Here is a 24,158-nt window from a genome sequence, read left to right on the forward strand (position 1 = left end):
AGGCCATATTTGATGTTAGAGTTACTGTTCTTACTTTTGCCCATCGCAGCCGCTTATGGTTGGTATATGGGTAATCGTAATGCTCAGCAAGAAAAACAAAAGCAATCACACCAGATCTCCCGCCAATACGTGACGGGTTTGAACCTATTACTGTCAGACCAATCTGACAAAGCGGTTGATCACTTCATTGAGTTACTTCAAGTAGACAATGAAACCATCGATACTCACTTGGCTTTGGGCAACTTGTTCCGCTCAAGAGGCGAAGTTGACCGCGCTATTCGTATTCACCAAAATCTTATCTCTCGGTCTGGGCTTACCCTCGATCAAAAAAACCTCGCATTGCAACAATTAGCTAAAGACTATACGGTTTCAGGCTTTCTTGATCGCGCAGAGAAAATTTTTGAACAGCTTGTAGAAGAGCCTGATCATAAAGAAGGTGCTTTACAGCAGTTGGTTGCCATTTATCAGCAAACGCGTGAGTGGAATAAAGCGATTCATTACGGGAATATCTTAGTTAAACTGAGCAAGAAGAAAATGAAGACGCGTGCGATGGTTGCACACTTCTGGTGTGAGCTTGCGATGCAAGAACAAGCCGACGGCAACCGCCCTAAAGCGCTTCAGCACTTCAAGAAGGCCCTTTCAGAAGACCCTAAATGTGTTCGAGCCAGTATTGCTTTAGGAAAATTCCATTTAGCCAATGAAGATTATCACAAGACAATTACTTATTTAGAGTCAGTTCTCGAGCAAGATATCGACTTCATTAGTGAAGTCCTGCCAACGCTTGCTGAGTGTTACCACAAACTTGGACAAGAAGCGCAGTTGGTCGAGTTCCTTAAAGCGTGTATTCAGAAGAAAGCCGGTGTTTCCGCTGAGTTGATGCTGGCTCAACTCGTTGCCGACCATGAAGATGTTGGCTCTGCTCAAGAGCTACTGACAAAGCAGCTTGTTAAAAACCCAACCATGAAAGGTTTTTATCGATTAATTGATTATCACCTAGAGGAAGCGGAAGAAGGTAGAGCCAAAGACAGCTTAACAACGCTTCAATCTATGGTTGGTGAACAACTCAAGGTTAAGCCTCATTACCGATGCCGTCAGTGTGGTTTCTCAACTCACTCAATGTATTGGCACTGCCCTTCATGTAAGGGGTGGGGAACGATCAAGCCTATTCGTGGGCTTGATGGTGAATAGATTTGTGGTCATTTTAAGACCAAATTATTAATTGCAGCTTTCGGGCTGCATTTTTATGACTGTTATTTATGGCCTGATTGGTATAAATATTTTGTAGAAAGTTAACTGCGTTAGGAGATGAAATGAACGACCAAAAAATCATTGTAGCATTGGATTATGATAACCAAGCGGATGCGTTAGCCTTTGTCGATCGTATTGACCCAGCATCTTGCCGCCTAAAAGTTGGCAAAGAGATGTTTACTCTGTTTGGCCCTGAATTTGTTCGTGAATTACATAAACGTGGTTTCTCTGTGTTTTTGGACCTTAAGTTCCACGATATCCCGAACACATGTTCAAAGGCGGTACGTGCTGCCGCTGAGATGGGCGTGTGGATGGTGAACGTGCACGCGAGTGGTGGCGAGCGTATGATGACGGCTTCTCGTGAAATTTTGGAACCATATGGTAAAGATCGTCCATTGTTAATCGGTGTGACGGTACTAACCAGTATGGAGCAATCTGACTTAGCGGGTATCGGTCTGGATCTAGAGCCACAGCAACAAGTGATGCGCTTAGCGTCTTTGACTAAAAACTCAGGCCTAGACGGTGTTGTATGTTCTGCACAAGAGGCTTCTTTGCTCAAAGGTGCACTTGGTCAGGAGTTCAAACTAGTAACTCCAGGTATTCGTCCTGTAGGCGCTGATGTTGGTGACCAGAAGCGTATCATGACGCCTTCTAAGGCGATTGAGTCAGGTTCTGACTATCTTGTTATCGGTCGTCCAATTACTCAAGCAGCAGACCCTGCATCAGTACTTGCTGAAATCAACGGCACGCTAGCTTAAGCTTATCATTAAGTCGTAATTCCAATAAAGAAGGCCAGCAATTTGCTGGCCTTCTTATAGGTGTACTAAATACAGAATTGGTCTGGAGTAGACTTGTTCTAAACGGCTTAAACCGGAGCGCCACTATGAAACTTAAAGTCGCTGTCTTCTGAAGTGATAAGTTCTGCTTCAACTTGCGCAAAATGAGCAATACGCTCAGAGATATCTTTCCCTGCGATTTGTTCCGCGAGTTCAAGATAGTCTTGATAGTGACGAGCTTCTGAACGAAGTAGAGATACGTAAAACTTTTCCATGTCTTCTTCTAAGAAAGGAGCCAGTTTAGCAAAGCGTTCACAAGAGCGAGCTTCAATAAATGCACCAATAATAAGCTTATCAACTAGAGCATCAGGCTCGTAAGTCTTAACTTGCTTGATTAAACCCTTAGCGTAGCGGCCCGCCTCGATCGGTTGATAAGTCACGCCTTTTTTTACCATCAATTCCATCACTTGGTAGAAGTGATGCAGCTCTTCTTTGATCAGCAATACCATTTTATCGATCAAGTCAGCACCGTAATTACAGCCTTCTTTCGCTGTAATTTGCTTTGATACATTACTTTTACCACGTAGAGACTCCAAGTCTCCAATACGACGGTAAGCAAATTGCTCGTAGGGCAAAATCCACTCATTCAGTTGCTTCGCGCTTTCTTTATCTACCGCATATTTACGGATAAGGAACAAAGCACTTTGAGCTGCTTTAAGTTCACAAAGCATGTGATCGCGTAGAATGATATGAAGGTTTTCAGGCTTCTTGGCTTCATCTATCCATGAATCTGGCGTTTCAGCTTTAAGAAAAGAGTGTATAGGGGCTAATAATTCTTGATACATGGTAAGGGCAAGTTTGTTGATAATGCGGGATTTTATCACAGCTTAAGAGATCCCCCTATACGGAGAAAGGAAATTCCACAGGTACAAAAAAGGCCGCTAATTTAAATAGAGCGGCCTTTAAGTGTTGAGTTAGAGCGTTACCATTTTTTCTTCTGACCGAATAGAGCATCCATGTCATCTTCACGCTCTTTCGATTCCATCTGCTGTAAATCTTCTGCGTTTTTATTTAGGCGCTTCTGATCAAGATCGTCAAGCATCTGTTGTAGCTTGTCTTTCGCTTGATTGGAGTATGCGTCGTTTTTCGTGGCTAATGCATCGATGCCTTTGCGCAACAGTTGAATCGCTGTGCCAGGCTGTCCACGAGATATCGAGTCATTTGCACGTTTGATAACATTCTCGATGTTGATGCGAATTTGGATTGTTTCTAAGCGAGCGTTTTCAACCACAAAAGCTTGAGTATTAAAACGTCCTTTATTGTGCTCGTTACGAACCGTGTCACGCAAGCGTTTAACTAGCTTAAGCATCATGATTGCTTGTTTGTCACTACTAGGCATGCGAAAAGCGGTGCTTTCGCCCCCTTGGTGATTCTCTTTAAGCTGAGTTATTTGTTGCTTTACGCTTTCGATGCGTTGGGCAAGCTGCTTATTTTTAGGATCGAGTTCATACATATTAACTAATGCATCAAGAATTCGATTGTTTAAGCATATAAGAAGATCTTGGCTAAACGGCATGTGGTGAGCATTGCCAATTAACTCTTCTGTTCCATCTATAATGGTTAGATAACGAGAAGCTTCCTGTTTCTTCGTTGTTTCTACCTTAACTTTGTATTGAAGCATGATGTTGTAGCCTAAAACCAACACCAAAAGCACGGCTACCAAGGCGATTATTAAACCAATATTCATATATTTGTGTCTGCTTATTGTTTTCTATAGCTAACTAGAGAGGATACACGATTCCATTGTGTATAGGCACTTGTAAATTACAATTTTTGATTATCTCTTGTTGAGCGCAATCGGCAATCAAAATTTACTAACTAATGTGTGAGAATGAGGAGTGGCTTACAAAGCGTCAGTGATATTTTTATTTGTTACGCTTTAAAAGCTCGATATTTCTGTCATTTTAGTTCTCGAAGCGTTATAACTATTAATTATATTACACGAGACTATAACGCTCTATTTGCAAATAAGTTAGCGCAGAAATGAGTAAAGGATTACGAGGTTAGATATGAAGTTACAGCAACTGAAGTACATTGTTGAGGTTCTAAACCATAACCTAAATGTTTCAGCGACAGCAGAGAGTTTGTACACATCTCAGCCCGGCATAAGTAAACAGGTTAGATTACTTGAAGACGAGCTAGGCATTCAAATATTTGAGCGTAGCGGTAAGCATTTAACTCAGGTTACACAAGCCGGTGAGGATATTATTCGTATCTCTCAAGAGATTTTGGCTCGTGTTGAGAGTATTAAAGCGGTTGCAGGTGAGCACACTCATCCTGAGATGGGCACATTGAATATTTCAACCACTCATACTCAAGCTCGTTATGCACTCCCTGATGTGATTAAAGGTTTCACGGCGCGTTATCCAAAAGTGTCGCTTCACATGCATCAAGGTACGCCAAGTCAGATGTCAGAAGCGGTAGCTAAGGGTACAGCGAACTTTGCGATTGCAACGGAAGCGCTACACCTTTATCAAGATGCAATTATGCTGCCTTGTTATCATTGGAACCGTTCGATCGTGGTAACGAAAGATCACCCTCTTGCACAGAAACGAAATATCTCGATTGAAGATCTTGCCGCTTATTCTCTCGTGACTTATGTATTTGGTTTTACTGGCCGTTCCGAGCTGGATACAGCATTTAACAAAGTAGGCTTAACACCGCGTGTTGTGTTTACCGCGACGGATGCTGATGTGATTAAAACTTATGTTCGGATGGGAATCGGGGTGGGTGTAATTGCAAGCATGGCGATTGACCACGAGCAAGATACAGACTTGGTTGCTATTGACGCGAGCCACTTGTTTGGTGCGAGCACCACAAGTATTGGCTTTAGAAAAGGCACTTTCCTGCGTTCTTACATGTTTGACTTTATGGAGCGTTTTGCACCGCACTTAACTCGCCCAGTAGTTGAGCAAGCTATTTCTTTGAAATCGAATGAAGAGATCGAAGAGATGTTTAAAGACATCGACTTACCCGTTCGCTAAGGGTGATAGTTTTACCTAGATTCCTAATTCGGCCTGTTTAAAGGCCGTTTTCATTTAAGCTCATTTGTGGTTTGCTTGCTGGTAGGTTGTCTTTATATAGCCTCAATTTGTAACCTTCCTTTCCATTTTGGCCTCTTACCCCTACAATCCTCGCATCATAGGGGGAAGCATGCATTCACGATTCAAAATACTCGATTCATTTTTGCTAGAGCACCAAATTTACTGGCGTTCAGAACCTTTTCACCTATGCCAAACTCACGATCAGCCATGGACAGACGTGAACCTTCCACTTGTCGATTGGTTAGATGGTTTGAGTATTGAACGCATTCAAACGCTAAAAGAACAGCCTCAAGTTCTGATTTCGGAACTTATGCGTTTTCTCCCAGAGTTAGAGAATGCCAATCAACACATCCAGTTTGATAATTCGGCTTTAGTTGGGCTTGCTCTTCCGCGCGGTACTGCCGATGGTATCCCCGGCAGAAAGCTGCAACAAATCGTCGCGATGGGAGAGGCTTCATTAAAAGAGCATCATGGTAAAGAGTGGCTTGAATGGTGTTCTGGCAAAGGCTTTCTCGGTCGGATCTTATCTCAGCAATCAGATCAAAAAGTCACTAGCTTTGAATGGCAACAATCGTTGTGTGAAAGCGGGCAAAAGATTGCAGATGACCAGAAACTAGAGATGGACTTTGTTCAAGGTGACGCGTTTTCAAAAGATGCAGATCGGGTGTTTAACTCAAATCAACATGCTGTTGCTCTTCACGCTTGTGGTGATCTTCATGTTGAATTAGTGAAGAAATCTGTTTCACATGGGCTTCCTGCAGTCACCATTTCTCCATGTTGCTACCATCTTATTCGCGATGAAAGCTACCAAGCGATGTCATCCGTTGCGAAAAGCTCAGCATTAACGTTGAGCAAGAGCGACTTAAGAATCCCGCTTCAAGAAACCGTCACTGGTGGTGAAAGAGTAAAAAGACACCGTCAGTCAGAAATGAGTTACCGATTAGGCTTTAGCCAACTACTTAAGGGTGAGCTTGGTGTCGACGAGTACATTCCTGTACCAAGCATCAAGAAATCGGAGCTATCCGAAGGCTTTGAATCATTTTGTTGCTGGGCATCTGAAGTGAAAGATATATCGCTGGGTTCAGATATTGATTTTGACTCTTATTTAATTCAAGGCGAAGCGCTTTTCTGGGAAATGGAAAAGCTGAGTTTAGTTCAACAAGTCTTTAGAAGACCTTTAGAGATATGGTTGGCCTTAGATCGTGCCATTTATCTGCAAGAACAAGGTTATCAAGCTTCGATTGAAGAGTTCTGCGAACGTAGTGTAACGCCAAGAAACCTATTGATTCATGGGGTTAAGATCGAGCGCTAGCGGTAAACAGCACTGGTACGTGTTTTTACGATCTAAAATCATGAATGCAAAATAAAGCTATAAGTACAAAAAAGTGATAAATACAAAAAAGCCAGCGCGACATTATGTCGTACTGGCTTTTTGTTTAATGTGTCTGAGTTAACTGAACGCTTCAACGAGAAGGTTATTGCGTTCAGTTAGTCATTACATCATTAGTTAAACATTGCGATTGCTTCTGCAGGCGCTACGTATTCTAGGTCAAAGCTCTCCGCAACTTCTTTACAAGTCACTTTACCGTGGATTACGTTTAGACCTTCTAGGAAACCTTCATCAGATAGAAGTGCTTCGCGGTAGCCTTTGTTCGCTAGCTTAACAATGTAAGGAAGTGTTGCATTGTTTAGTGCGTAAGTAGAAGTACGAGCAACGGCACCTGGCATGTTGGCAACACAGTAGTGAACTACGTCATCAACGATGTAAGTTGGATCAGCGTGAGTCGTTGCGTGTGAAGTTTCGAAACAACCACCTTGGTCGATTGCAACATCAACAACCGCTGAACCTGGCTTCATCTTAGCGATGTGATCTTTTGTAACAAGTTTAGGAGCGGCTGCGCCTGGGATCAGTACTGCACCAATCACTAGGTCTGCTTCTAGAACATGCTTCTCAATAGCGTCTTCAGTAGAATAAACCACTTTTGCGCGACCTTGGAATTCTTCATCAAGACGACGAAGCGTATCTACGTTGCGATCAAGAATGGTTACGTCTGCGCGAAGGCCAACAGCCATACGTGCTGCGTTAGCACCAACAACACCGCCGCCAACAACAACAACTTTTGCTGGCTCAACACCAGGAACGCCGCCAAGAAGAAGACCACAACCACCGTTAGATTTCTCTAGTGTTTGTGCACCTGCTTGAATAGACATGCGACCAGCGACTTCAGACATTGGTGCTAATAGTGGCAAGCGACCCATATTATCTGTTACAGTCTCATAGGCTACGCAGACAGCTTTGCTCTTGATCAGCTCTTCAGTTTGTGGAAAATCTGGTGCAAGGTGTAAATAGGTAAATAATATTTGCCCTTCGCGAAGCATAGCTCGCTCGACAGCTTGAGGTTCTTTAACCTTTACAATCATTTCTGCTTTCGCGAAAACGTCAGCAGCAGTAGGAAGAATGGATGCGCCTACAGCGATGTAATCATCGTCTGAAAAACCGATACCATTACCGGCATTGGTTTCTACAAAAACTTGGTGGCCGTGTGAGATTAGTTCTCTCACGCTAGCTGGGGTCATACCAACGCGGTATTCGTGGTTCTTGATTTCCTTAGGTACGCCAATGATCATCCTGACTCCTCATTTTATTTTGGTTGTTTTATCTATGTGTAGGGTAATTCTGTCGAATTAATATCTAGTATAGATATGTTTAAGTAAAATTTGATACTGAATATTAAAAAGTTGTAGTATATTTTTTTGCAAGGAAGTAATAAGGTGGAATAAAAAATGGCAGACAATTATAAGAAGCCGTCCAAGGAACTAGATCGTATTGACCGCAACATTCTTAATGAGTTGCAAAAAGACGGTCGTATCTCAAACGTTGAACTCTCAAAACGAGTAGGGCTTTCTCCAACTCCATGTCTTGAGCGTGTTCGTCGTTTAGAGCGTCAGGGTTACATTACTGGGTACACAGCATTGCTGAACCCACAGTACCTTGATGCTTCACTTTTAGTGTTTGTTGAGATTACGTTGAACCGTGGTGCGCCAGATGTGTTCGAACAATTCAACACCGCTGTGCAGAAACTGGATGACATCCAAGAGTGTCATTTAGTGTCGGGTGATTTTGACTATCTTCTAAAAACACGTGTATCTGATATGGGTGCTTACCGTAAGCTACTGGGTGATACGTTACTTCGTCTACCAGGCGTAAACGACACTCGAACTTACGTTGTAATGGAAGAAGTGAAACAAACCAATCAACTTGTGATTAAAACTCGTTAATCATAATTGGTGAAATGAAAGAAAGCGGACATTTGTTCCGCTTTCTTGCTTTCTGGAATTGGGTTTTTCTGTTTGATATGGTTAAATCAACAGTAGTTTCATTGAAACGAGCGGCTATTGCCGCTCGAGATGTTTTTATCCCGTTTAATTATTAAGTTGGTTTATGTTCAAGCAGAGCAGTAATAAAGTAGAAACAATCATTAAAACGAGTGAAGAGCCTCAGTCTCCTCGTTTAAGTGGTTCTCAACGTCTAAAAGAGTGCAGCCTAATTCTAGGTGTTCTCTTCTCTATTCTACTTGCCGTTGCGTTATTAACTTTTAGCCCTGCTGACCCATCATGGTCGCAAACGGCTTGGGGTGGTGATATTCAAAATGCAGGAGGCTACGTAGGTGCATGGTTGGCGGATACGCTTTTCTTTGTGTTTGGTTCTTTAGCTTATCCTTTACCTATCTTGGTGACGGTTGCTGCGTGGGTATTATTCCGTAAACGTAATGAAGATGAGCAGATCGATTTCATGCTGTGGGGTACTCGTTTACTTGGACTGACTGTCCTTATTCTTACTAGCTGTGGTTTAGCGGATATCAACTTCGATGATATTTGGTACTTTTCATCTGGCGGTGTAGTCGGTGATGTATTAACAAGTCTTGCGCTTCCAACGCTGAACGTTCTGGGCAGTACGTTGGTTCTTCTTTTCTTATGGGGAGCTGGCTTTACCCTATTAACGGGCATTTCCTGGTTAAGTATTGTTGAATGGTTAGGCGAGTGTGCAATCAAATCCTTTACGTCAGCCGTTAATAAGGCGCGCGGCCAAGATCAAGAGCTGCTTGAACCTCAGTTAACAGAATCGGCAGACCGCGATTTAATCGAAGAACGTCATCAAGAGCCGAGTTACCGTGATGTTCCTGCTTTAGAAGATAACAAAGAATCAAAAGAGCATGATCTACTAGATCCTGCGATGAGCTTCTCAGCGACCAATGAGTCTTCAGGCGAGGCTACAAATGCGCTAGACAGTGCCGCGTCGCCGAAGCGCCATTACAATATTCATATGCCTGTCGAGGCGCCAGCGAAGCAAGACGCTTCAGCTCAAGAAGTGTCTGATATTCAACGTCAACCTGAAGTTGAACCTGAGCCGATCCCTGCTGCACCTGTTTACCAAGCGCCAGAAGAACCATTAGAAGAAGGTATTGAGCGTTCGAAGCAGTTGAATGCAACGATAGAGCAGCTAGAGAATGCTGCAATGTATGAAGATGATCTAGCGGCTCAAGAGCAAGTTGACGCACATGAATCTCAGGTTGCGTATCAACAATACATGCAAAACGAACAAGCAGAAGTTAGTCCAACTCATAGTGATTTTGATAGTGCTGAAACAGCAACGGATAGTTCCTCTGAAGTCGAGGGTGAATTCGATACGGAAGATGTTCAACCTGAATCGTTATACGCTTCGCCAATGGGTGAAACAGAAGAAACAATCGAAGACGATTCTTCTGTGCAAGCATCTCCGTTTGATATGGCGGAAGAGCAAGATGAACAAGCTTCAGTGTTCCAACCGGTATCGATTGAAGATGTTAATACTGAGCAACAAGAGCCTTTAGCTGCCCAACAAGGTAATGCGGAGTTTGAGCAAGCTAACGAACAAACTGAAGAGCTTGCTGTTGATCTTCCATGGGAGGAGGTCTCGGAAGATGAGTCTGCGCACCAAGACCAAGATGTAGCAGCATTCCAAAATCTGGTATCTGAAGCGCAAGCGAATATGGCGGCGACACAAAACCCGTTCTTGGTACAGCAAGATGTGAATTTGCCCAAACCTGCCGAGCCATTGCCAACACTTGAGCTGTTGTTCCACCCTGAAAAGCGTGAAACCTTTATTGACCGCGATGCACTAGAGGCGATTGCTCGTCTTGTAGAATCGAAGCTAGCGGACTACAAGATAAAGGCAGATGTGGTTGATATTTTCCCAGGTCCTGTCATCACTCGATTCGAACTCGATCTGGCTCCTGGCGTCAAAGTAAGCCGTATTTCTGGCCTTTCTATGGACTTAGCGCGTTCACTTTCTGCATTGGCAGTACGTGTCGTAGAGGTAATACCGGGTAAACCTTATGTTGGTTTGGAATTGCCGAATATGAGCCGTCAAACCGTATTCTTCTCCGATGTGGTAGGTAGCCCTCAGTTCCAAGAAGCGACGTCACCAACGACCGTTGTTCTAGGACAAGATATTGCAGGTGAAGCGGTTATTGCTGATTTATCGAAGATGCCACACGTACTGGTTGCAGGTACCACCGGCTCTGGTAAATCGGTGGGTGTGAACGTGATGATCTTGAGTATGCTTTACAAGGCATCGCCTGAAGACGTTCGTTTCATCATGATTGACCCGAAAATGTTGGAATTGTCTATCTATGAAGGTATTCCACATCTATTGTCTGAAGTCGTTACCGACATGAAAGATGCGTCTAACGCCCTTCGTTGGTGTGTTGGCGAAATGGAACGTCGTTATAAACTGATGTCGGCACTTGGTGTTCGTAACATTAAAGGCTACAACGACAAATTGAAGATGGCTGCGGAAGCGGGTCACCCAATTCATGATCCTCTGTGGAAACCGGGCGACAGCATGGACCCTGAAGCACCATTATTGGAAAAACTGCCTTACATCGTAGTTGTCGTTGATGAATTCGCCGATTTAATCATGGTAGTTGGTAAGAAAGTTGAAGAATTGATTGCTCGTTTGGCACAAAAAGCGCGTGCGGCGGGGGTTCACTTGATCTTAGCAACTCAACGCCCGTCAGTGGATGTTATTACGGGTCTTATTAAAGCCAATATCCCGACACGTGTAGCCTTTACCGTATCAACCAAAACAGACTCTCGAACCATTCTTGACCAAGGTGGTGCTGAGTCACTACTTGGTATGGGTGATATGTTGTACTTGCCACCGGGTTCAAGCCACACAACTCGTGTACACGGTGCGTTTGCATCTGATGATGATGTACACGCGGTCGTGAATAACTGGAAAGCACGCGGTAAGCCAAACTATATTGAAGAGATTACGAACGGCGACCAAACCCCAGAAACACTATTGCCGGGTGAGAAGATGGAAGGCGATGAAGAAGTCGATCCTCTATTTGATCAAGTGGTAGAACACGTTGTTCATTCACGCCGAGGTTCAGTTTCTGGTGTGCAACGTCGATTTAAGATCGGCTACAACCGTGCCGCACGAATTGTTGAGCAATTAGAAGCTCAAGGTATTGTCAGTGCTCCAGGACATAACGGTAACCGAGAAGTCTTGGCGCCAGCGCCACCAAAAGATTAGTTCCAATAGGAACTCATAACTATTCAGTCGGTCAAAACCAAAACATGACCGACTTATGTTCTAACAGGATTATTGATGAAAAAAGTATTCGCACTTTTATTTATGAGCTTCTCAGTATTTGCTTCTCCGAAAGAAGAGTTGAGTAGCCGCTTGTCGCTGAATGCAGGTTTTAGCGCTGACTTTAAACAAGTCGTCACCAGCCCTGATGGTGATGTTGTGATGGAAGGCGAGGGTACGGTAGAGATTGCACGCCCTAGCTTGTTTCGTTGGGAAACGACTTTCCCTGATGAAAACCTATTGGTCTCTGATGGTCAAAGCTTGTGGTACTACAGTCCGTTCATTGAACAAGTGAGCATTTACTGGCAAGAACAAGCCACATCGCAAACGCCATTTGTATTGCTGACTCGTAACCAAGAAAGCGATTGGGACAACTACAACGTCGCGCAAACGGGTAACCAATTTACGCTAACGCCAACGGCTGTGGACTCTAATCAGGGCGATTTCCAGATTAACATCACCAAGAAAGGCATTGTTCAGGGCTTTAATGTGATTGAACAAGACGGCCAAAAAGGTGAGTTTACCTTTAACAATGTTGACTTAGGTAAACCTGCTGCTGACCGCTTTACTTTTGTGGCGCCGGAAGGTGTCGAGGTCGACGACCAAAGAAACTGATCCAAACTGGCAGATCGTTTGGTAGTAAGTCGATAGGTATTGATGCCATCAACGAATCAAGAGATTGCAATTGAGTAATTACAGCTTAGATTTTGCGGGGGACGAAGATTTTCGTCCCCTTGCTGCTCGTATGAGACCTGAAACTGTTGAACAGTATATTGGTCAGCAGCATATATTAGGTCCAGGTAAACCCCTTCGCAGAGCGTTGGAGGCGGGCCATATCCACTCCATGATTTTATGGGGGCCTCCGGGCACCGGTAAAACCACGCTGGCAGAAGTGGCAGCTAATTACGCCAATGCAGAAGTCGAGCGCGTGTCAGCAGTGACTTCGGGTGTAAAAGACATTCGTATCGCCATTGAAAAAGCGCGTGAGAACAAGCAAGCAGGGCGTAGAACGATTCTATTTGTGGACGAAGTCCATCGCTTTAATAAAAGTCAGCAAGATGCGTTCTTACCTCATATCGAAGATGGCACGGTTACGTTTATCGGCGCGACCACAGAAAACCCTTCTTTTGAGTTAAACAACGCTTTGTTATCACGTGCGCGTGTCTACAAACTGACTTCGCTTAATACTGAGGATATCTCCCTCGTCATTCGCCAAGCCATTGAAGATAAACAGCGTGGCTTGGGTGATGTGTCGGCTGATTTTGCTGATAACGTATTAGATCGTCTTGCGGAGCTGGTCAACGGTGATGCACGTATGTCGCTCAACTATCTAGAGCTGCTGTATGACATGGCGGAAGACAACGACAAAGGCGAGAAAGCGATAACATTGCAGTTGTTAGCTGAGGTGGCTGGTGAGAAGGTTGCTCGTTTCGATAACAAGGGTGATATTTGGTACGACCTAATCTCCGCCGTTCATAAGTCGATTCGAGGCTCTAATCCCGATGCTGCGTTGTATTGGTCGGCGCGAATGATTGCAGCGGGTTGTGACCCTTTGTATATAGTAAGACGCTTGCTGGCGATTGCTTCTGAAGATATTGGTAATGCTGATCCAAGAGCAATGCAGGTCGCAATGTCGGCTTGGGATTGCTTCACGCGTATTGGCCCAGCAGAAGGGGAGCGTGCGATTGCGCAGGCGGTTGTCTATCTAGCGTGTGCGCCAAAGAGTAACGCTGTTTACACGGCTTGGAAGCAAGCCTTAACGGATGCTCACAACCTTCCTGAATATGAAGTCCCTCATCATTTACGTAATGCACCCACAACTTTGATGAAGGACATGGGCTACGGGCAAGAATACCGTTATGCTCATGATGAACCAGGTGCCTACGCCGCTGGAGAAAAGTATTTGCCGCCTGAAATGGGCGAAACACAATACTATTTCCCAACAAAACGAGGCTTAGAGACCAAAATTGGCGAGAAGCTAGATTATCTGGCGGATTTGGACGCAAAAAGCCCACAAAAACGCTATGAAAAGTAGTCTTTTTTGGATATCGTTACCTAGTCATAAAAATTCAATTAAATCGTTACAAATTGGTCGAAATAGCACCAGTTTTAGGGGTTTAGCAGTGATTCAGTAGCAATCTACTGAATATTCAAATAACTAAAGCATAGGATTAGCAATGCTGGATTCTAAATTACTTCGAGCTGAGCTGGATGAAACAGCGGCAAAATTAGCACGTCGAGGCTTCACCCTTGATGTAGAGACAATTCGTGAACTTGAAGAAAAACGTAAGTCCCTTCAGATGAAAACTGAAGAGCTACAAGCGTTACGTAACTCTCGATCGAAGTCCATTGGTCAAGCGAAAGCAAAAGGCGACCATGAAGAAGCTGAGCGTATCCTTGCAGAAGTAGGCAACTTAGGCGCAGAACTAGACCAAGCTAAAGTAACATTGGCTGAGCTTCAATCTGAGCTAGAAACGATCACAATGTCAATTCCTAACCTACCTGACGCAGAAGTGCCAGATGGTAAAGATGAAGACGACAACGTAGAAGTTTCTCGTTGGGGTCAACCTAAGACTTACGACTTCGAAGTGAAAGATCACGTGGATCTTGGCGAAATGTCTGGCGGTCTTGATTTTGCTAGCGCAGTTAAAATCTCTGGTTCTCGTTTTATCGTGATGAAAGGCAAATTCGCACGTCTACACCGTGCTATTGCTCAGTTCATGCTGGACCTTCACACTGATGAGCACGGCTACACAGAAATGTACGTACCGTACCTAGTGAACCACGATAGCCTATACGGTACTGGTCAACTTCCTAAGTTCGGCGAAGACTTGTTCCACACAAGCCCGCTAACTGAGCAAGTAAGTGATGTACCGCTTAAGACGTTATCGCTTATCCCTACTGCGGAAGTACCGGTAACGAACATGGTTCGTGACACGATTACTGATGAAGCTGAACTGCCACTTAAGATGACAGCTCACACTCCATGTTTCCGTTCTGAAGCGGGTTCTTACGGTCGTGACACTCGTGGTCTTATCCGTATGCACCAATTCGACAAAGTTGAATTAGTACAAATTACTAAGCCAGAAGACTCAATGGCAGCGCTTGAAGAGCTAACAGGTCACGCTGAGAAAGTACTTCAACTTCTAGAGCTTCCTTACCGTAAAGTGATTCTATGTACGGGTGACATGGGCTTCGGTTCTGCGAAAACTTACGACTTAGAAGTCTGGGTTCCAGCACAAGAGACATACCGTGAAATTTCTTCTTGTTCAAACATGTGGGATTTCCAAGCGCGTCGTATGCAAGCTCGTTTCCGTCGTAAAGGCGAGAAGAAACCTGAACTTGTACACACACTTAACGGTTCTGGTCTTGCTGTTGGTCGTACTATGGTTGCTATTCTTGAGAACAACCAAGAAGCAGATGGCCGTATTGCTATCCCAACAGTACTTCAACCATACATGGGCGGCGTAACGCACATCGGCTAATGCCAATTTTGGTTAATCAAATTTAGATTAATCTGACTTGTTAGAATATTTAAAAGGCTTTGCTGTAATGGCAAAGCCTTTTTTGTATGCGGACGTTGTTTAAATAGAAGCTACATATATGAGAAGGCAGCCTCGGAAGTATTGTTTGCTTGTTTCCAGGCCAAGTCTGCTTGCTTACATGCCAGAAGCGCCTTTCGGTAATAGTTTTGATAGTTGTTTTGTGTCAGCTCATCAATCGTATAAAGCTGTGTGATCACTTCGTCACATTGCTTGATGATGGTTAGCACTTGTTTTGCACCCATTGAATCAAGCCAAATAACAGAGAGCAATTTTATCGTATTCATACATACGTTCTTGATCATCGGACATCGTTTATGAATATCTAAGTAAGCCACAAGCACCTGTTTGTAGTCTGACTTTGCTAGTTTGATGCCGATATTCTTCTCTTTGAGCCAGTTCATTTTTGCGGTGTTGCGATGTTTCATCTCAGTGCACATCGTTATCTGACTTGAAACCACTGTCTCGCTCGCTGTTTTCACTATCAACATGCTGCAACGGTTTTCCGCAATTTTAAACTCGTTTTCACAGCTCATCCTATCCAATAACCATGCATGGTGATAAATCACAGGGAAGGCATCAAAGTCATTCTTATCGTGCAATGCGGTTAGTATAGTGACTGCTTTTTGATATTGGTTAGCTTCCATCGCGATGTGAGCTGCGATAAGTGCTAAGTCAGTTTGAAGCCGTGATCTTGCCTCGGTAGGGATCTTCGAAATTAAGTAATTGACGTGACCCAAATTCGCTTGCTTATCGATGCCATCTGAGGCGCAATAGAGCAAGAATCGTATATGACTTAGCTTCATATATAGGTTGTCTCGAAAGGTGTCCTTATTGATTTGCACATGGTTTTGGTAGTGAAATAGCGCTGTTTTAGTATCATTAACCGATAAGCATAGATTTGCGATTGCAAGCTCTCTCTCAGAGTTACCTGGTGTTAGTTTACTCGCTAACTTGAAGTGAGCAATGGCTGCCGGAACCTTATTGCTGATCAGGTTTACTTGAGCTGCTTGGTCTCGATACAAAGTGCAGGTTGGCGCAGAATTGATCAAACTTTCAATCATCGACTGTGCTTCGCTAAGCTGCCCCAAATTCGCAAGGCTGTTTGCTAATCCTGCTTGAGCCCAATCAAAACTGCCTTCATCTATCGCTTTCTGATAGACATTCTTGGCTTCCTCGTAGAGCTCTAGTTTTGATAGAAAGCTCCCTCGAAATTGCTGGATTGTTGCGAAGTATTCGGGATGAAACGCGGCAAGCCCTTCGCAATGCTCTAGGCCCGCTTCATAGTTATTTTCTCTCTCAGCCTTATAAATGTCTTGTAAAATCAGCTTCTTCCTTAAGGAACTGGTGATGCGCTGTTTTAGAGTTTCGCGGTTAAACGGTTTTAACAAATAGTTGTCAGGTCGTAGTTCAAGGATAGGGCGTATCGATAGAGCTGAATTTTCACCTGTAACAAGAATAAATATTCCGTCATCTTTTAATCTGTTGGCTTGCTTCAATTCTTCAAATAGCTGTTTGCCGTTGATCGTGTTACCAAAGTTGTAATCACAAATGATGACATCAAAAGTTGTGTCATTCGTGATGGTCATTGCAACACGAGGTGATTTCGCAATGGCAATCAAACGTTCTGAAAAACCAATATGAACCAGCATGTTACGAATAGTTGATAACACTATCGTTGAGTCATCAATGATAAGTGCATTTAGTTGGGTTAATTTCATGCTTACTTTAAATTATTTACTGACGTGAATTACGTAGCTATTGCGGATTGTCTTGATGTCTTGCACGACCGACAAAACAAGAAGCGTTAGGTTTCTACGAAGTTGATATAAGCCTTCGCTAGAATTGGATTCTTTTTTTGCGAATATTTTTATCTAATAGGAGTTAAAAATATTGGCTAATTTGATTCTGAGATGAACTCGAATAAGGAAGGTCATTCATTATATTCAGTACCAAAATGGCGCGTATTTTATGACGGCTTTTTACCCGATAGGTAACACTCTTTTGCTAATTGTTTTTATGGAGAGGATTAAATTTATTTGTGGGGTTTTTCGAGTTCAAATCAAAGATAAAACAATGGCTTGGGGTGTGTTTGTTGGCTGGTTTTTCACGTGAAGGATAAGCCGCCGTTAGTATTTTATGGGCGGCTTATAGGTTTTCTAAATGATGTTTGTTAAATCAACTTGGTTTGAAGCAAGCAGATTGTTGGAGGGCTTTATCAATAGATGAAACAAGTTGTTCGATGTGCTCAGCCTTGCTAATGAAAGGAGGCATCATATAAATCAACTTACCAAACGGACGTATCCAAACGCCTTGTTCAACAAAGTGAGCTTGGATGGTTTCCATATCGACAGGTGTGTGGGTTTCAACGACGCCAATAGCGCCCAACCAGCGAACATCTTTGACAAGAGCATGCTTGAGTAGAGGCGGTAGTAACTCAGAAAAGAGTTGTTCAATCTGATGAGTCTGATTTTGCCAATGACCTTGCTCTATGATGGACAAACTTGCCGCACCTACAGCACAAGCTAAAGGGTTGCCCATGAAGGTTGGCCCGTGCATAAAGCACCCGGCTTCACCGCCACATACCGTGTCGGCGACTTCTTTACTCGAAAGTGTCGCTGACAGCGTCATGTAGCCACCAGTTAAAGCCTTCCCTACGCATAGGATATCAGGTTGAACATCGGCATGTTCGCAAGCAAACAATTTCCCTGTACGGCCAAAGCCGGTCGCAATCTCATCCAAGATCAACAATACGTTGAATTCATCACACAGCAAGCGAACCTGTCTCAGGAATTCAGGATGGTAGATGCGCATGCCGCCAGCACCTTGAACGATAGGCTCTAAGATCACGGCAGCAACTTCTTGATGGTGATTTGCCAGCTTTTCTCGAAAGCTGTTGATGTCGTTTTCGTCCCATTGATCCCAAAAGCCGCTTTTTGGCGAATCAGCGAAAATGTGCTCAGGCAAAAAGCCTTTGTAGAGACTATGCATTGAGTTATCAGGATCGGTCACTGACATTGCCGCAAAGGTATCACCGTGGTAACCATCTCTCAACGTGAGGAATTTTGAACGAGGTTGCCCTTTAGCGTGCCAGTATTGGAGAGCCATCTTGAGACTAACCTCTACGGCTACTGAACCTGAATCAGCCAAGAATACGTGCTCGAGATTATTTGGTGCTAGGTTCAAAAGTTTCTTACATAAATCGATAGCAGGCTGGTGGGTGATACCTCCAAACATAACATGCGAAACCTTATCGATTTGGCTGTGAGCTGCAGCATTGAGCTCTGGATGATTGTAGCCGTGGATGGTTGACCACCAAGAGGACATACCATCAATAATTCGTTTTCCGCCCTCTAATTCTAGGTAAACGCCGTCTGCGTTAGTGACTGGGTAGCAGGTCAGAGGTGTCAACGTTGATGTATAAGGATGCCAGATATGCTGGCGGTCAAAGGCGAGATCCATAGTAACTTCCATTCTTGGTGTGGCTAATAAATAACCAGATGTAAACTTTTGATATTATCAATGTGTTGACAGTCTAAAGCTTGTCGGTAGACTATCCAAGCATAAATACAATCTCTATTGATAGAGATGTAACATCAAATAATAAAAAAGGATCTACACGTGGAAGTTCGTCATGACTGGACAGTTGCTGAAGTAAGAGCACTGCTTGAAAAACCGTTTATGGATTTAATGTTTGAAGCTCAAGTGGTTCATAGACAGTACCAAGAGCACAACCACGTGCAGGTGAGTACACTGTTATCGATTAAGACAGGTGCTTGTCCTGAAGATTGTAAGTACTGCCCTCAGAGTGCTCACTACCGAACGGATGTCGACAAAGAACGCTTAATGGAAGTCGAGCGTGTTTTGGATGCGGCGCAAAAAGCTAAGAACGCGGGCTCGACTCGCTTCTGTATGGGCGCGGCATGGAAAAACCCGAAAGAACGCGATATGCCTCACCTAACTGATATGATCAAAGGTGTGAAAGGCATGGGCCTAGAAACATGTATGACACTAGGCATGTTAACGCCTGATCAAGCAGGTGAGCTAGCGGACGCAGGTTTGGATTACTACAACCATAACCTTGATACGTCTCCGGAGTTCTACGGAAGCATTATCACCACTCGTACTTACCAAGACCGTTTAGATACGCTATCTCATGTGCGTGATGCCGGTATGAAGATCTGTTCTGGTGGTATTATTGGCATGGGCGAAAGTACTAATGACCGTGCAGGCCTGCTTGTAGAGCTTGCGAACCTTCCTGTTCACCCAGAAAGTGTACCAATCAACATGCTCGTAAAAGTCAAAGGCACACCGATGGAAAACGTCGATGATGTTGAGTCTTTCGACTTCGTCAAACTGATTGCGATTGCTCGCATCATGATGCCTATGTCTGCGGTTCGTTTATCAGCAGGCCGTGAGAACATGAACGAACAGATGCAAGCGATGTGTTTCATGGCGGGTGCGAATTCTATCTTCTACGGCTGTAAGCTACTGACTACGCCAAACCCAGATGAAGACACGGACATGCAGCTGTTTAAGAAGTTAGGTATCAACAGCCAACAGGTGGCTCAGAAGCCTGACGAAATTCAAGAAAATGAACTGTTAGATCAAGTGGTGGAGCGGGTTGCTGCTCGTCCAACGAAAGATGACATGTTCTACGATGCCACTGTTTAAATCTCGCATCAAAAGTGCCCTTGTTCATCGCCGTGAGCAGGGGTTAACTCGTCAACTTAAGGTACTCGAAAACAGTAATGGCCCTTTGCTTAATAGTGAAGGTTCTCGCTTTATTAATTTTTCGAGTAATGATTACTTAGGCTTGGCAAACGATTCTGAATTGGTTGATGCGTGGCAAGTGGGGCTTTCCCAGTATGGTGCTGGTAGTGCGGCATCGCCATTGGTCACGGGTTTTAGTCCTGCTCATCGAAATTTAGAGACTCAGCTGTGTGAATGGCTTGGCTTTGAACGCGCCATTCTCTTTAACTCTGGTTTCAGTGCTAACCAAGCTTTGTTGTTTTCTCTGCTCGAAAAAGACGACTTTCTGTTGCAAGACAAACTTAACCACGCCTCTTTGATGGAAGCGGGGATGCTTTCACCTGCAACCATGAAACGCTTTAAGCACAACAACACGCAACATTTAGAGTCGCTATTGAGTCAAACTCCACAATCCTTGGTCGTGACTGAGGGTGTATTCAGCATGGATGGTGATCAAGCGCCTCTCCGTCAGATATCTAGCCTGACTAATCAATACGACAGTTGGTTGGCGGTTGATGATGCCCACGGTATTGGCGTATTAGGTGATAACGGGGCAGGGAGTTGCAACGCCGCACAAATCTCACCTGATATCTTGGTGGTGACCTTTGGTAAAGCATTTGGCCTTTCTGGTGCTGCGATTCTTTGTTCGTCAGAAGTGGGTGATTACTTAACTCAGTTTGCGCGTCATCATGTGTATTCGACGGCAATGCCACCTTCACAAGCGGTGGCTTTGTCTCATGCATGTCAGATGATTCAAACGCAAGAGTGGCGTCGTGAGAAACTCACGGAGCTAGGTGCGCTCTATGCAGAGCAGATGAATGGTGTGAAAGGTTTTATTGATACTCAGACGCCGATCAAGCCATTTTTAATCGGCGAAGCCCAAGCAGCACTATCTATTGCTGAAGAGTTAAAGCGCAACCAAGTTTGGGTAACGGCAATAAGGCCACCAACGGTGCCTATTGGAACTGCTCGTTTGCGTATTACCTTAACGGCGAACCACAGTCAGAAACAGATTTTTCAGTTAACCAATTCTCTGCTTCAAGCAATGGAGCGACACGACGAATTAAATATCAAACCAAGCTTAGAATCGAACTTTGAATTAAAGAAAGAGGCTCAGTAAATGTCACAAGAAGCAGTAGTGGATAATTACGTAGGCCAAGACAAGAGTGCGATTGCCGAAGCCTTCGGCAAAGCAGCAACAACCTATGACAAACATGCTGAATTCCAGCGCTATGTCGGCCACCGACTGCTGGGTAAGCTACCGAGTGACCTCTCTGGGTTAAAGGTGCTCGATCTAGGTTGTGGTACTGGCTATTTCTCACAGCAATTGGTGGAACGAGGCGCTGAAGTGGTATGCGCAGACCTTTCTATTGGAATGCTGCAAAAAGCCGAACAGCGCTGTGGCGCAATGATCTCTTTATATCGACAAGCTGATGCCGAGCTATTGCCATTCGAAGATGGGGCTTTTGATATTGTTTTCTCTAGCCTTGCGTTGCAATGGTGTGACGATTTATCGTCGCCTTTGAGGGAGATGAAGCGTGTCACCTCGCTTGGGGGACGCGTTATTTTCTCAACTTTGCTTGATGGATCACTGTTTGAACTGAAAAAGTCGTGGTCCAAAATTGACGCACATCAACACGTTAACCATTTTATTACAATCAATCAGGTAAAAATTGCGTTAGCGCAATCTAGCTGTACGGCTCATCAACTAGACTTGCCCACCATCACCGTTTGGTACGACACTGCGTTTGAACTGATGCGCGACCTTAAAGGTATCGGCGCTAATCACGTAAGTGGTCGCTCACAAGGTTTAACAAGTCGCCGCATGTTGCAGCTTGTTGAACGGGAATATCGAGAGTTTAAAAACCATCAAGGTTTCTTGCCAGCAACATATCAAGTTTGTTTAGGGGTTATTCAATTATGATTGATGCATTATTCATTGCAGGTACGGATACCGAAGTGGGAAAAACTGTGGTTTCAAAAGCGATTCTTCAAGCTTTGGCCGCACAAGATTTATCAACAATTGGTTATAAGCCAGTTGCAGCAGGGTGTGAACAATACCCTGAAGGGTTACGTAACAGTGATGCATTGCACCTTCAAGAAGCTGCGACGCAAGATATCGCCTACGAAGACGTTAATCCGTATGCGCTGTTGCTACCATCATCACCACACATTGCAGCAAAGCATGATGGTGTGGTGATTGATGAAACCGTATTATCAGCTAAGTTGGCAGAGCATAAGCAAAACTCTGACATCGTGTTAGTTGAAGGTGCTGGTGGTTGGCGTGTACCGGTTTCTGATGAAGAATATTTGTCTAGCTGGGTCAAAAAAGAGCAGCTGCCAGTGGTATTGACGGTCGGCATTAAGCTTGGCTGTTTGAGTCATGCACTGCTAACTGCAGAAGTGATTCGTGCTGATGGACTGAACCTAGTAGGTTGGGTTGCAAACCGCATTAACCCAGGTACTGAACATTACGCCGAAATTATAGCGATGCTTGAAGATAAGCTAGGTGCACCGAAGTTAGGTGAAATTCCGTATGTGCCAAGAGCAAAGTCTAAGAACATTGGTAAGTACATTGATGTGCAGCCTTTGCTTGCGCTTTAATTCTCACCTTGTGTACTAAATAAGAAAAGGGCTGCGATTGCAGCCCTTTTGCTATGTTAAGCCTTTTGGCCATAAGTTTATAAACAACTGGCCTTTGAACAAGTCGCTATGGGTTAGTGTTCTTTTGTAAGTCCCATTAGTGCTTGTTGTGTCTCTGTGATTTTTGTCTGTGCCGCTTGCGGTGTTAGGATCCCAATCTGCTTTTTTGCTTCTTCTTCAGTAATCCCTAGGTGACAGCACAGTAAATCGATAGCCATTTGAGTGTTAGTACCTTCAACCATGATTCTTCCCTTTTTGTACATGGACTAGCCAATAAATCATCTGAAGCCACTGTAAACGGATTGTTATACCGACACCATACGACTTAGGTCTAATAGACTGGAGGTGATTCGAATATGGTCTCGTAATCAAATGTTGCAATTTAATGCTTAACCTTGTTTTCTTAATCTAAGACTATATGTATAAGTAAGTATAAGTCTTCAAGGTTGGAATAAATTGCTGTCTGCCTTGTCTATAATAATAAGTTTTATAAAAACAGCTTTCATGCGGAGATAAGTAATGAAGCGAGTAATGTTGTTCCTTGCAACCAACCTAGCGGTTGTATTGGTACTAAGTGTTGTTCTTAACATTGTATACGCAGTTACAGGTATGCAACCTGGTAGCCTATCAGGCTTATTGGTGATGGCTGCAGTGTTTGGTTTTGGTGGCTCATTCATTTCATTGATGATGTCAAAGAAAATGGCGCTACGATCGGTAGGCGGTATGGTCATTGAAAGTCCACGTAACGAAACCGAACATTGGTTGATGGAGACAGTAAGCCGTCAGTCTCAACAAGTTGGTATTGGTATGCCAACGGTGGCGATTTACGATTCGCCAGACATCAACGCGTTTGCGACGGGCGCTAAGCGTAATGATTCATTAGTAGCAGTCTCTACGGGTCTGCTACACAACATGACGCGTGATGAAGCTGAAGCAGTGTTAGCGCATGAAGTGAGTCACATCGCGAACGGTGATATGGTGACCATGACGCTAATGCAGGGCGTGGTGAACACGTTCGTTATCTTCCTATCTCGTTTCATCGCCAACATTGTTGCGTCGAATGACAACGAAGAAGAGGGTGGCAGCAACATGATGGTGTACTTTGGTGTGTCTATGGTGCTGGAATTAGTATTTGGTTTCTTAGCAAGCTTCATTACGATGTGGTACAGCCGTCATCGTGAATTCCATGCCGATGCAGGTGCTGCGCACTTAGTAGGTAAAGAGAAGATGATAGCAGCGCTAGAGCGTCTTAAGGTGAGCCATGAGCCACAACTAGAAGGTTCTATGATGGCATTTGGTATCAACGGCAAAAAATCGCTTACTGAGCTTCTGATGAGCCACCCACCACTAGACAAGCGTATTGCGTCTCTACGTAACATGTAATCGCTACGTAATTCTCAGTCGCTAGTCGACAAGAGACCTTTTAAAGGCTTCCTTCGGGAGTAATGCCGATCAG

Annotated in this window: 20 protein-coding genes; 14 read left to right on the forward strand and 6 right to left on the reverse strand. The window is 44.1% G+C overall.

What is annotated here, in order from left to right; all coding sequences use genetic code 11:
• Window positions 1–12: 12 nt before the first annotated feature.
• Together lapB and pyrF are read left to right on the forward strand one after the other, a co-directional pair.
• A complete protein-coding gene (lapB, locus tag AB4589_RS17850; protein WP_122046370.1) occupies window positions 13–1,188 on the forward strand; it encodes a lipopolysaccharide assembly protein LapB in 1,176 nt (391 codons plus the stop codon).
• Between the two features lie 122 nt (window positions 1,189–1,310).
• Window positions 1,311–2,006 (forward strand): orotidine-5'-phosphate decarboxylase, encoded by a 696-nt coding sequence (pyrF, locus tag AB4589_RS17855; protein ID WP_009848861.1) that lies wholly within the window; start codon window positions 1,311–1,313, stop codon window positions 2,004–2,006.
• 107 nt (window positions 2,007–2,113) lie between these two features.
• Here the strand turns inward: pyrF and miaE are convergent, their stop codons facing one another.
• Together miaE and AB4589_RS17865 are read right to left on the reverse strand one after the other, a co-directional pair.
• Window positions 2,114–2,908 carry a tRNA isopentenyl-2-thiomethyl-A-37 hydroxylase MiaE gene (gene miaE / locus AB4589_RS17860; RefSeq protein WP_012604394.1) on the reverse strand — a complete coding sequence of 265 codons (795 nt, stop codon included), beginning with the start codon at window positions 2,906–2,908 and terminating at the stop codon, window positions 2,114–2,116.
• A gap of 98 nt (window positions 2,909–3,006) precedes the next feature.
• Window positions 3,007–3,771 carry a hypothetical protein gene (locus tag AB4589_RS17865; protein ID WP_009848859.1) on the reverse strand — a complete coding sequence of 255 codons (765 nt, stop codon included), beginning with the start codon at window positions 3,769–3,771 and terminating at the stop codon, window positions 3,007–3,009.
• A gap of 322 nt (window positions 3,772–4,093) precedes the next feature.
• Here AB4589_RS17865 and cysB point away from each other — a divergent pair, with 322 nt between their 5' ends.
• Both cysB and AB4589_RS17875 read left to right on the forward strand, forming a co-directional pair.
• The gene (cysB, locus tag AB4589_RS17870; protein WP_009848858.1) at window positions 4,094–5,068 is read left to right on the forward strand and encodes an HTH-type transcriptional regulator CysB; all 975 of its coding nucleotides are present in this window, start codon (window positions 4,094–4,096) and stop codon (window positions 5,066–5,068) included.
• A gap of 169 nt (window positions 5,069–5,237) precedes the next feature.
• Window positions 5,238–6,440, forward strand: coding sequence for a methyltransferase (locus tag AB4589_RS17875; RefSeq protein WP_371709125.1), 1,203 nt, complete (start codon window positions 5,238–5,240; stop codon window positions 6,438–6,440).
• 191 nt (window positions 6,441–6,631) lie between these two features.
• On the opposite strand, the gene ald is transcribed toward AB4589_RS17875, so the two are convergent.
• Window positions 6,632–7,756, reverse strand: a complete 1,125-nt coding sequence (gene ald / locus AB4589_RS17880; RefSeq protein ID WP_012604392.1) for an alanine dehydrogenase — start codon at window positions 7,754–7,756, stop codon at window positions 6,632–6,634.
• A 156-nt stretch (window positions 7,757–7,912) separates the two neighbouring features.
• Here ald and lrp point away from each other — a divergent pair, with 156 nt between their 5' ends.
• From lrp to serS, 5 genes are all read left to right on the forward strand, one after another.
• Entirely contained in the window at window positions 7,913–8,407 is a 495-nt protein-coding gene (lrp, locus tag AB4589_RS17885) for a leucine-responsive transcriptional regulator Lrp (protein WP_004734558.1), read from the forward strand.
• Between the two features lie 163 nt (window positions 8,408–8,570).
• Window positions 8,571–11,708 (forward strand): DNA translocase FtsK, encoded by a 3,138-nt coding sequence (locus AB4589_RS17890; RefSeq protein WP_012604391.1) that lies wholly within the window; start codon window positions 8,571–8,573, stop codon window positions 11,706–11,708.
• Window positions 11,709–11,783: 75 nt separating this feature from the next.
• Entirely contained in the window at window positions 11,784–12,380 is a 597-nt protein-coding gene (lolA, locus tag AB4589_RS17895; protein WP_371709126.1) for an outer membrane lipoprotein chaperone LolA, read from the forward strand.
• Window positions 12,381–12,444: 64 nt separating this feature from the next.
• The gene (locus AB4589_RS17900; protein ID WP_017098146.1) at window positions 12,445–13,800 is read left to right on the forward strand and encodes a replication-associated recombination protein A; all 1,356 of its coding nucleotides are present in this window, start codon (window positions 12,445–12,447) and stop codon (window positions 13,798–13,800) included.
• A gap of 142 nt (window positions 13,801–13,942) precedes the next feature.
• Window positions 13,943–15,250, forward strand: coding sequence for a serine--tRNA ligase (gene serS / locus AB4589_RS17905; protein ID WP_004734554.1), 1,308 nt, complete (start codon window positions 13,943–13,945; stop codon window positions 15,248–15,250).
• A 110-nt stretch (window positions 15,251–15,360) separates the two neighbouring features.
• On the opposite strand, the gene AB4589_RS17910 is transcribed toward serS, so the two are convergent.
• Entirely contained in the window at window positions 15,361–17,028 is a 1,668-nt protein-coding gene (locus AB4589_RS17910) for a response regulator (RefSeq protein WP_372101331.1), read from the reverse strand.
• 457 nt (window positions 17,029–17,485) lie between these two features.
• Entirely contained in the window at window positions 17,486–18,769 is a 1,284-nt protein-coding gene (gene bioA, locus AB4589_RS17915; protein ID WP_372101332.1) for an adenosylmethionine--8-amino-7-oxononanoate transaminase, read from the reverse strand.
• A gap of 159 nt (window positions 18,770–18,928) precedes the next feature.
• Here bioA and bioB point away from each other — a divergent pair, with 159 nt between their 5' ends.
• Genes bioB through bioD form a run of 4 tightly spaced genes read left to right on the forward strand, consistent with a single transcriptional unit; the run spans window position 18,929 to window position 22,663 of the window.
• Window positions 18,929–19,981: a biotin synthase BioB gene (gene bioB / locus AB4589_RS17920; RefSeq protein ID WP_009848820.1), complete on the forward strand. Its 1,053-nt coding sequence runs from the start codon at window positions 18,929–18,931 to the stop codon at window positions 19,979–19,981.
• Entirely contained in the window at window positions 19,968–21,179 is a 1,212-nt protein-coding gene (gene bioF / locus AB4589_RS17925; protein ID WP_372101333.1) for an 8-amino-7-oxononanoate synthase, read from the forward strand. Before bioB ends, bioF begins: the two co-directional genes overlap by 14 nt.
• Window positions 21,180–21,983 (forward strand): malonyl-ACP O-methyltransferase BioC, encoded by an 804-nt coding sequence (bioC, locus tag AB4589_RS17930; RefSeq protein WP_372101334.1) that lies wholly within the window; start codon window positions 21,180–21,182, stop codon window positions 21,981–21,983.
• The gene (gene bioD / locus AB4589_RS17935; protein WP_371709131.1) at window positions 21,980–22,663 is read left to right on the forward strand and encodes a dethiobiotin synthase; all 684 of its coding nucleotides are present in this window, start codon (window positions 21,980–21,982) and stop codon (window positions 22,661–22,663) included. Before bioC ends, bioD begins: the two co-directional genes overlap by 4 nt.
• A 113-nt stretch (window positions 22,664–22,776) precedes the next feature.
• Here the strand turns inward: bioD and AB4589_RS17940 are convergent, their stop codons facing one another.
• Complete coding sequence (locus AB4589_RS17940) at window positions 22,777–22,944, reverse strand: hypothetical protein (protein ID WP_009848816.1); 168 nt, start codon at window positions 22,942–22,944, stop codon at window positions 22,777–22,779.
• Between the two features lie 277 nt (window positions 22,945–23,221).
• Between AB4589_RS17940 and htpX the strand changes: the two genes are divergently transcribed.
• Window positions 23,222–24,085, forward strand: a complete 864-nt coding sequence (gene htpX / locus AB4589_RS17945) for a protease HtpX (RefSeq protein WP_017098153.1) — start codon at window positions 23,222–23,224, stop codon at window positions 24,083–24,085.
• Window positions 24,086–24,158: the final 73 nt, after the last annotated feature.

The sequence above is a fragment of the Vibrio sp. 10N.222.49.A3 genome, assembly GCF_041475145.1.
Lineage (GTDB): Bacteria > Pseudomonadota > Gammaproteobacteria > Enterobacterales > Vibrionaceae > Vibrio > Vibrio tasmaniensis_A.

Coding starts and splice junctions, on each gene's coding strand:
- lapB (WP_122046370.1), top strand. CDS start 13: ATGTTAGAGTTACTGTTCTTACTTTTGCCCATCGCAGCCGCTTATGGT.
- pyrF (WP_009848861.1), top strand. CDS start 1,311: ATGAACGACCAAAAAATCATTGTAGCATTGGATTATGATAACCAAGCG.
- AB4589_RS17865 (WP_009848859.1), bottom strand. CDS start 3,771: ATGAATATTGGTTTAATAATCGCCTTGGTAGCCGTGCTTTTGGTGTTG.
- cysB (WP_009848858.1), top strand. CDS start 4,094: ATGAAGTTACAGCAACTGAAGTACATTGTTGAGGTTCTAAACCATAAC.
- AB4589_RS17875 (WP_371709125.1), top strand. CDS start 5,238: ATGCATTCACGATTCAAAATACTCGATTCATTTTTGCTAGAGCACCAA.
- ald (WP_012604392.1), bottom strand. CDS start 7,756: ATGATCATTGGCGTACCTAAGGAAATCAAGAACCACGAATACCGCGTT.
- lrp (WP_004734558.1), top strand. CDS start 7,913: ATGGCAGACAATTATAAGAAGCCGTCCAAGGAACTAGATCGTATTGAC.
- AB4589_RS17890 (WP_012604391.1), top strand. CDS start 8,571: ATGTTCAAGCAGAGCAGTAATAAAGTAGAAACAATCATTAAAACGAGT.
- lolA (WP_371709126.1), top strand. CDS start 11,784: ATGAAAAAAGTATTCGCACTTTTATTTATGAGCTTCTCAGTATTTGCT.
- serS (WP_004734554.1), top strand. CDS start 13,943: ATGCTGGATTCTAAATTACTTCGAGCTGAGCTGGATGAAACAGCGGCA.
- AB4589_RS17910 (WP_372101331.1), bottom strand. CDS start 17,028: ATGAAATTAACCCAACTAAATGCACTTATCATTGATGACTCAACGATA.
- bioA (WP_372101332.1), bottom strand. CDS start 18,769: ATGGATCTCGCCTTTGACCGCCAGCATATCTGGCATCCTTATACATCA.
- bioF (WP_372101333.1), top strand. CDS start 19,968: ATGCCACTGTTTAAATCTCGCATCAAAAGTGCCCTTGTTCATCGCCGT.
- bioC (WP_372101334.1), top strand. CDS start 21,180: ATGTCACAAGAAGCAGTAGTGGATAATTACGTAGGCCAAGACAAGAGT.
- bioD (WP_371709131.1), top strand. CDS start 21,980: ATGATTGATGCATTATTCATTGCAGGTACGGATACCGAAGTGGGAAAA.
- AB4589_RS17940 (WP_009848816.1), bottom strand. CDS start 22,944: ATGGTTGAAGGTACTAACACTCAAATGGCTATCGATTTACTGTGCTGT.
- htpX (WP_017098153.1), top strand. CDS start 23,222: ATGAAGCGAGTAATGTTGTTCCTTGCAACCAACCTAGCGGTTGTATTG.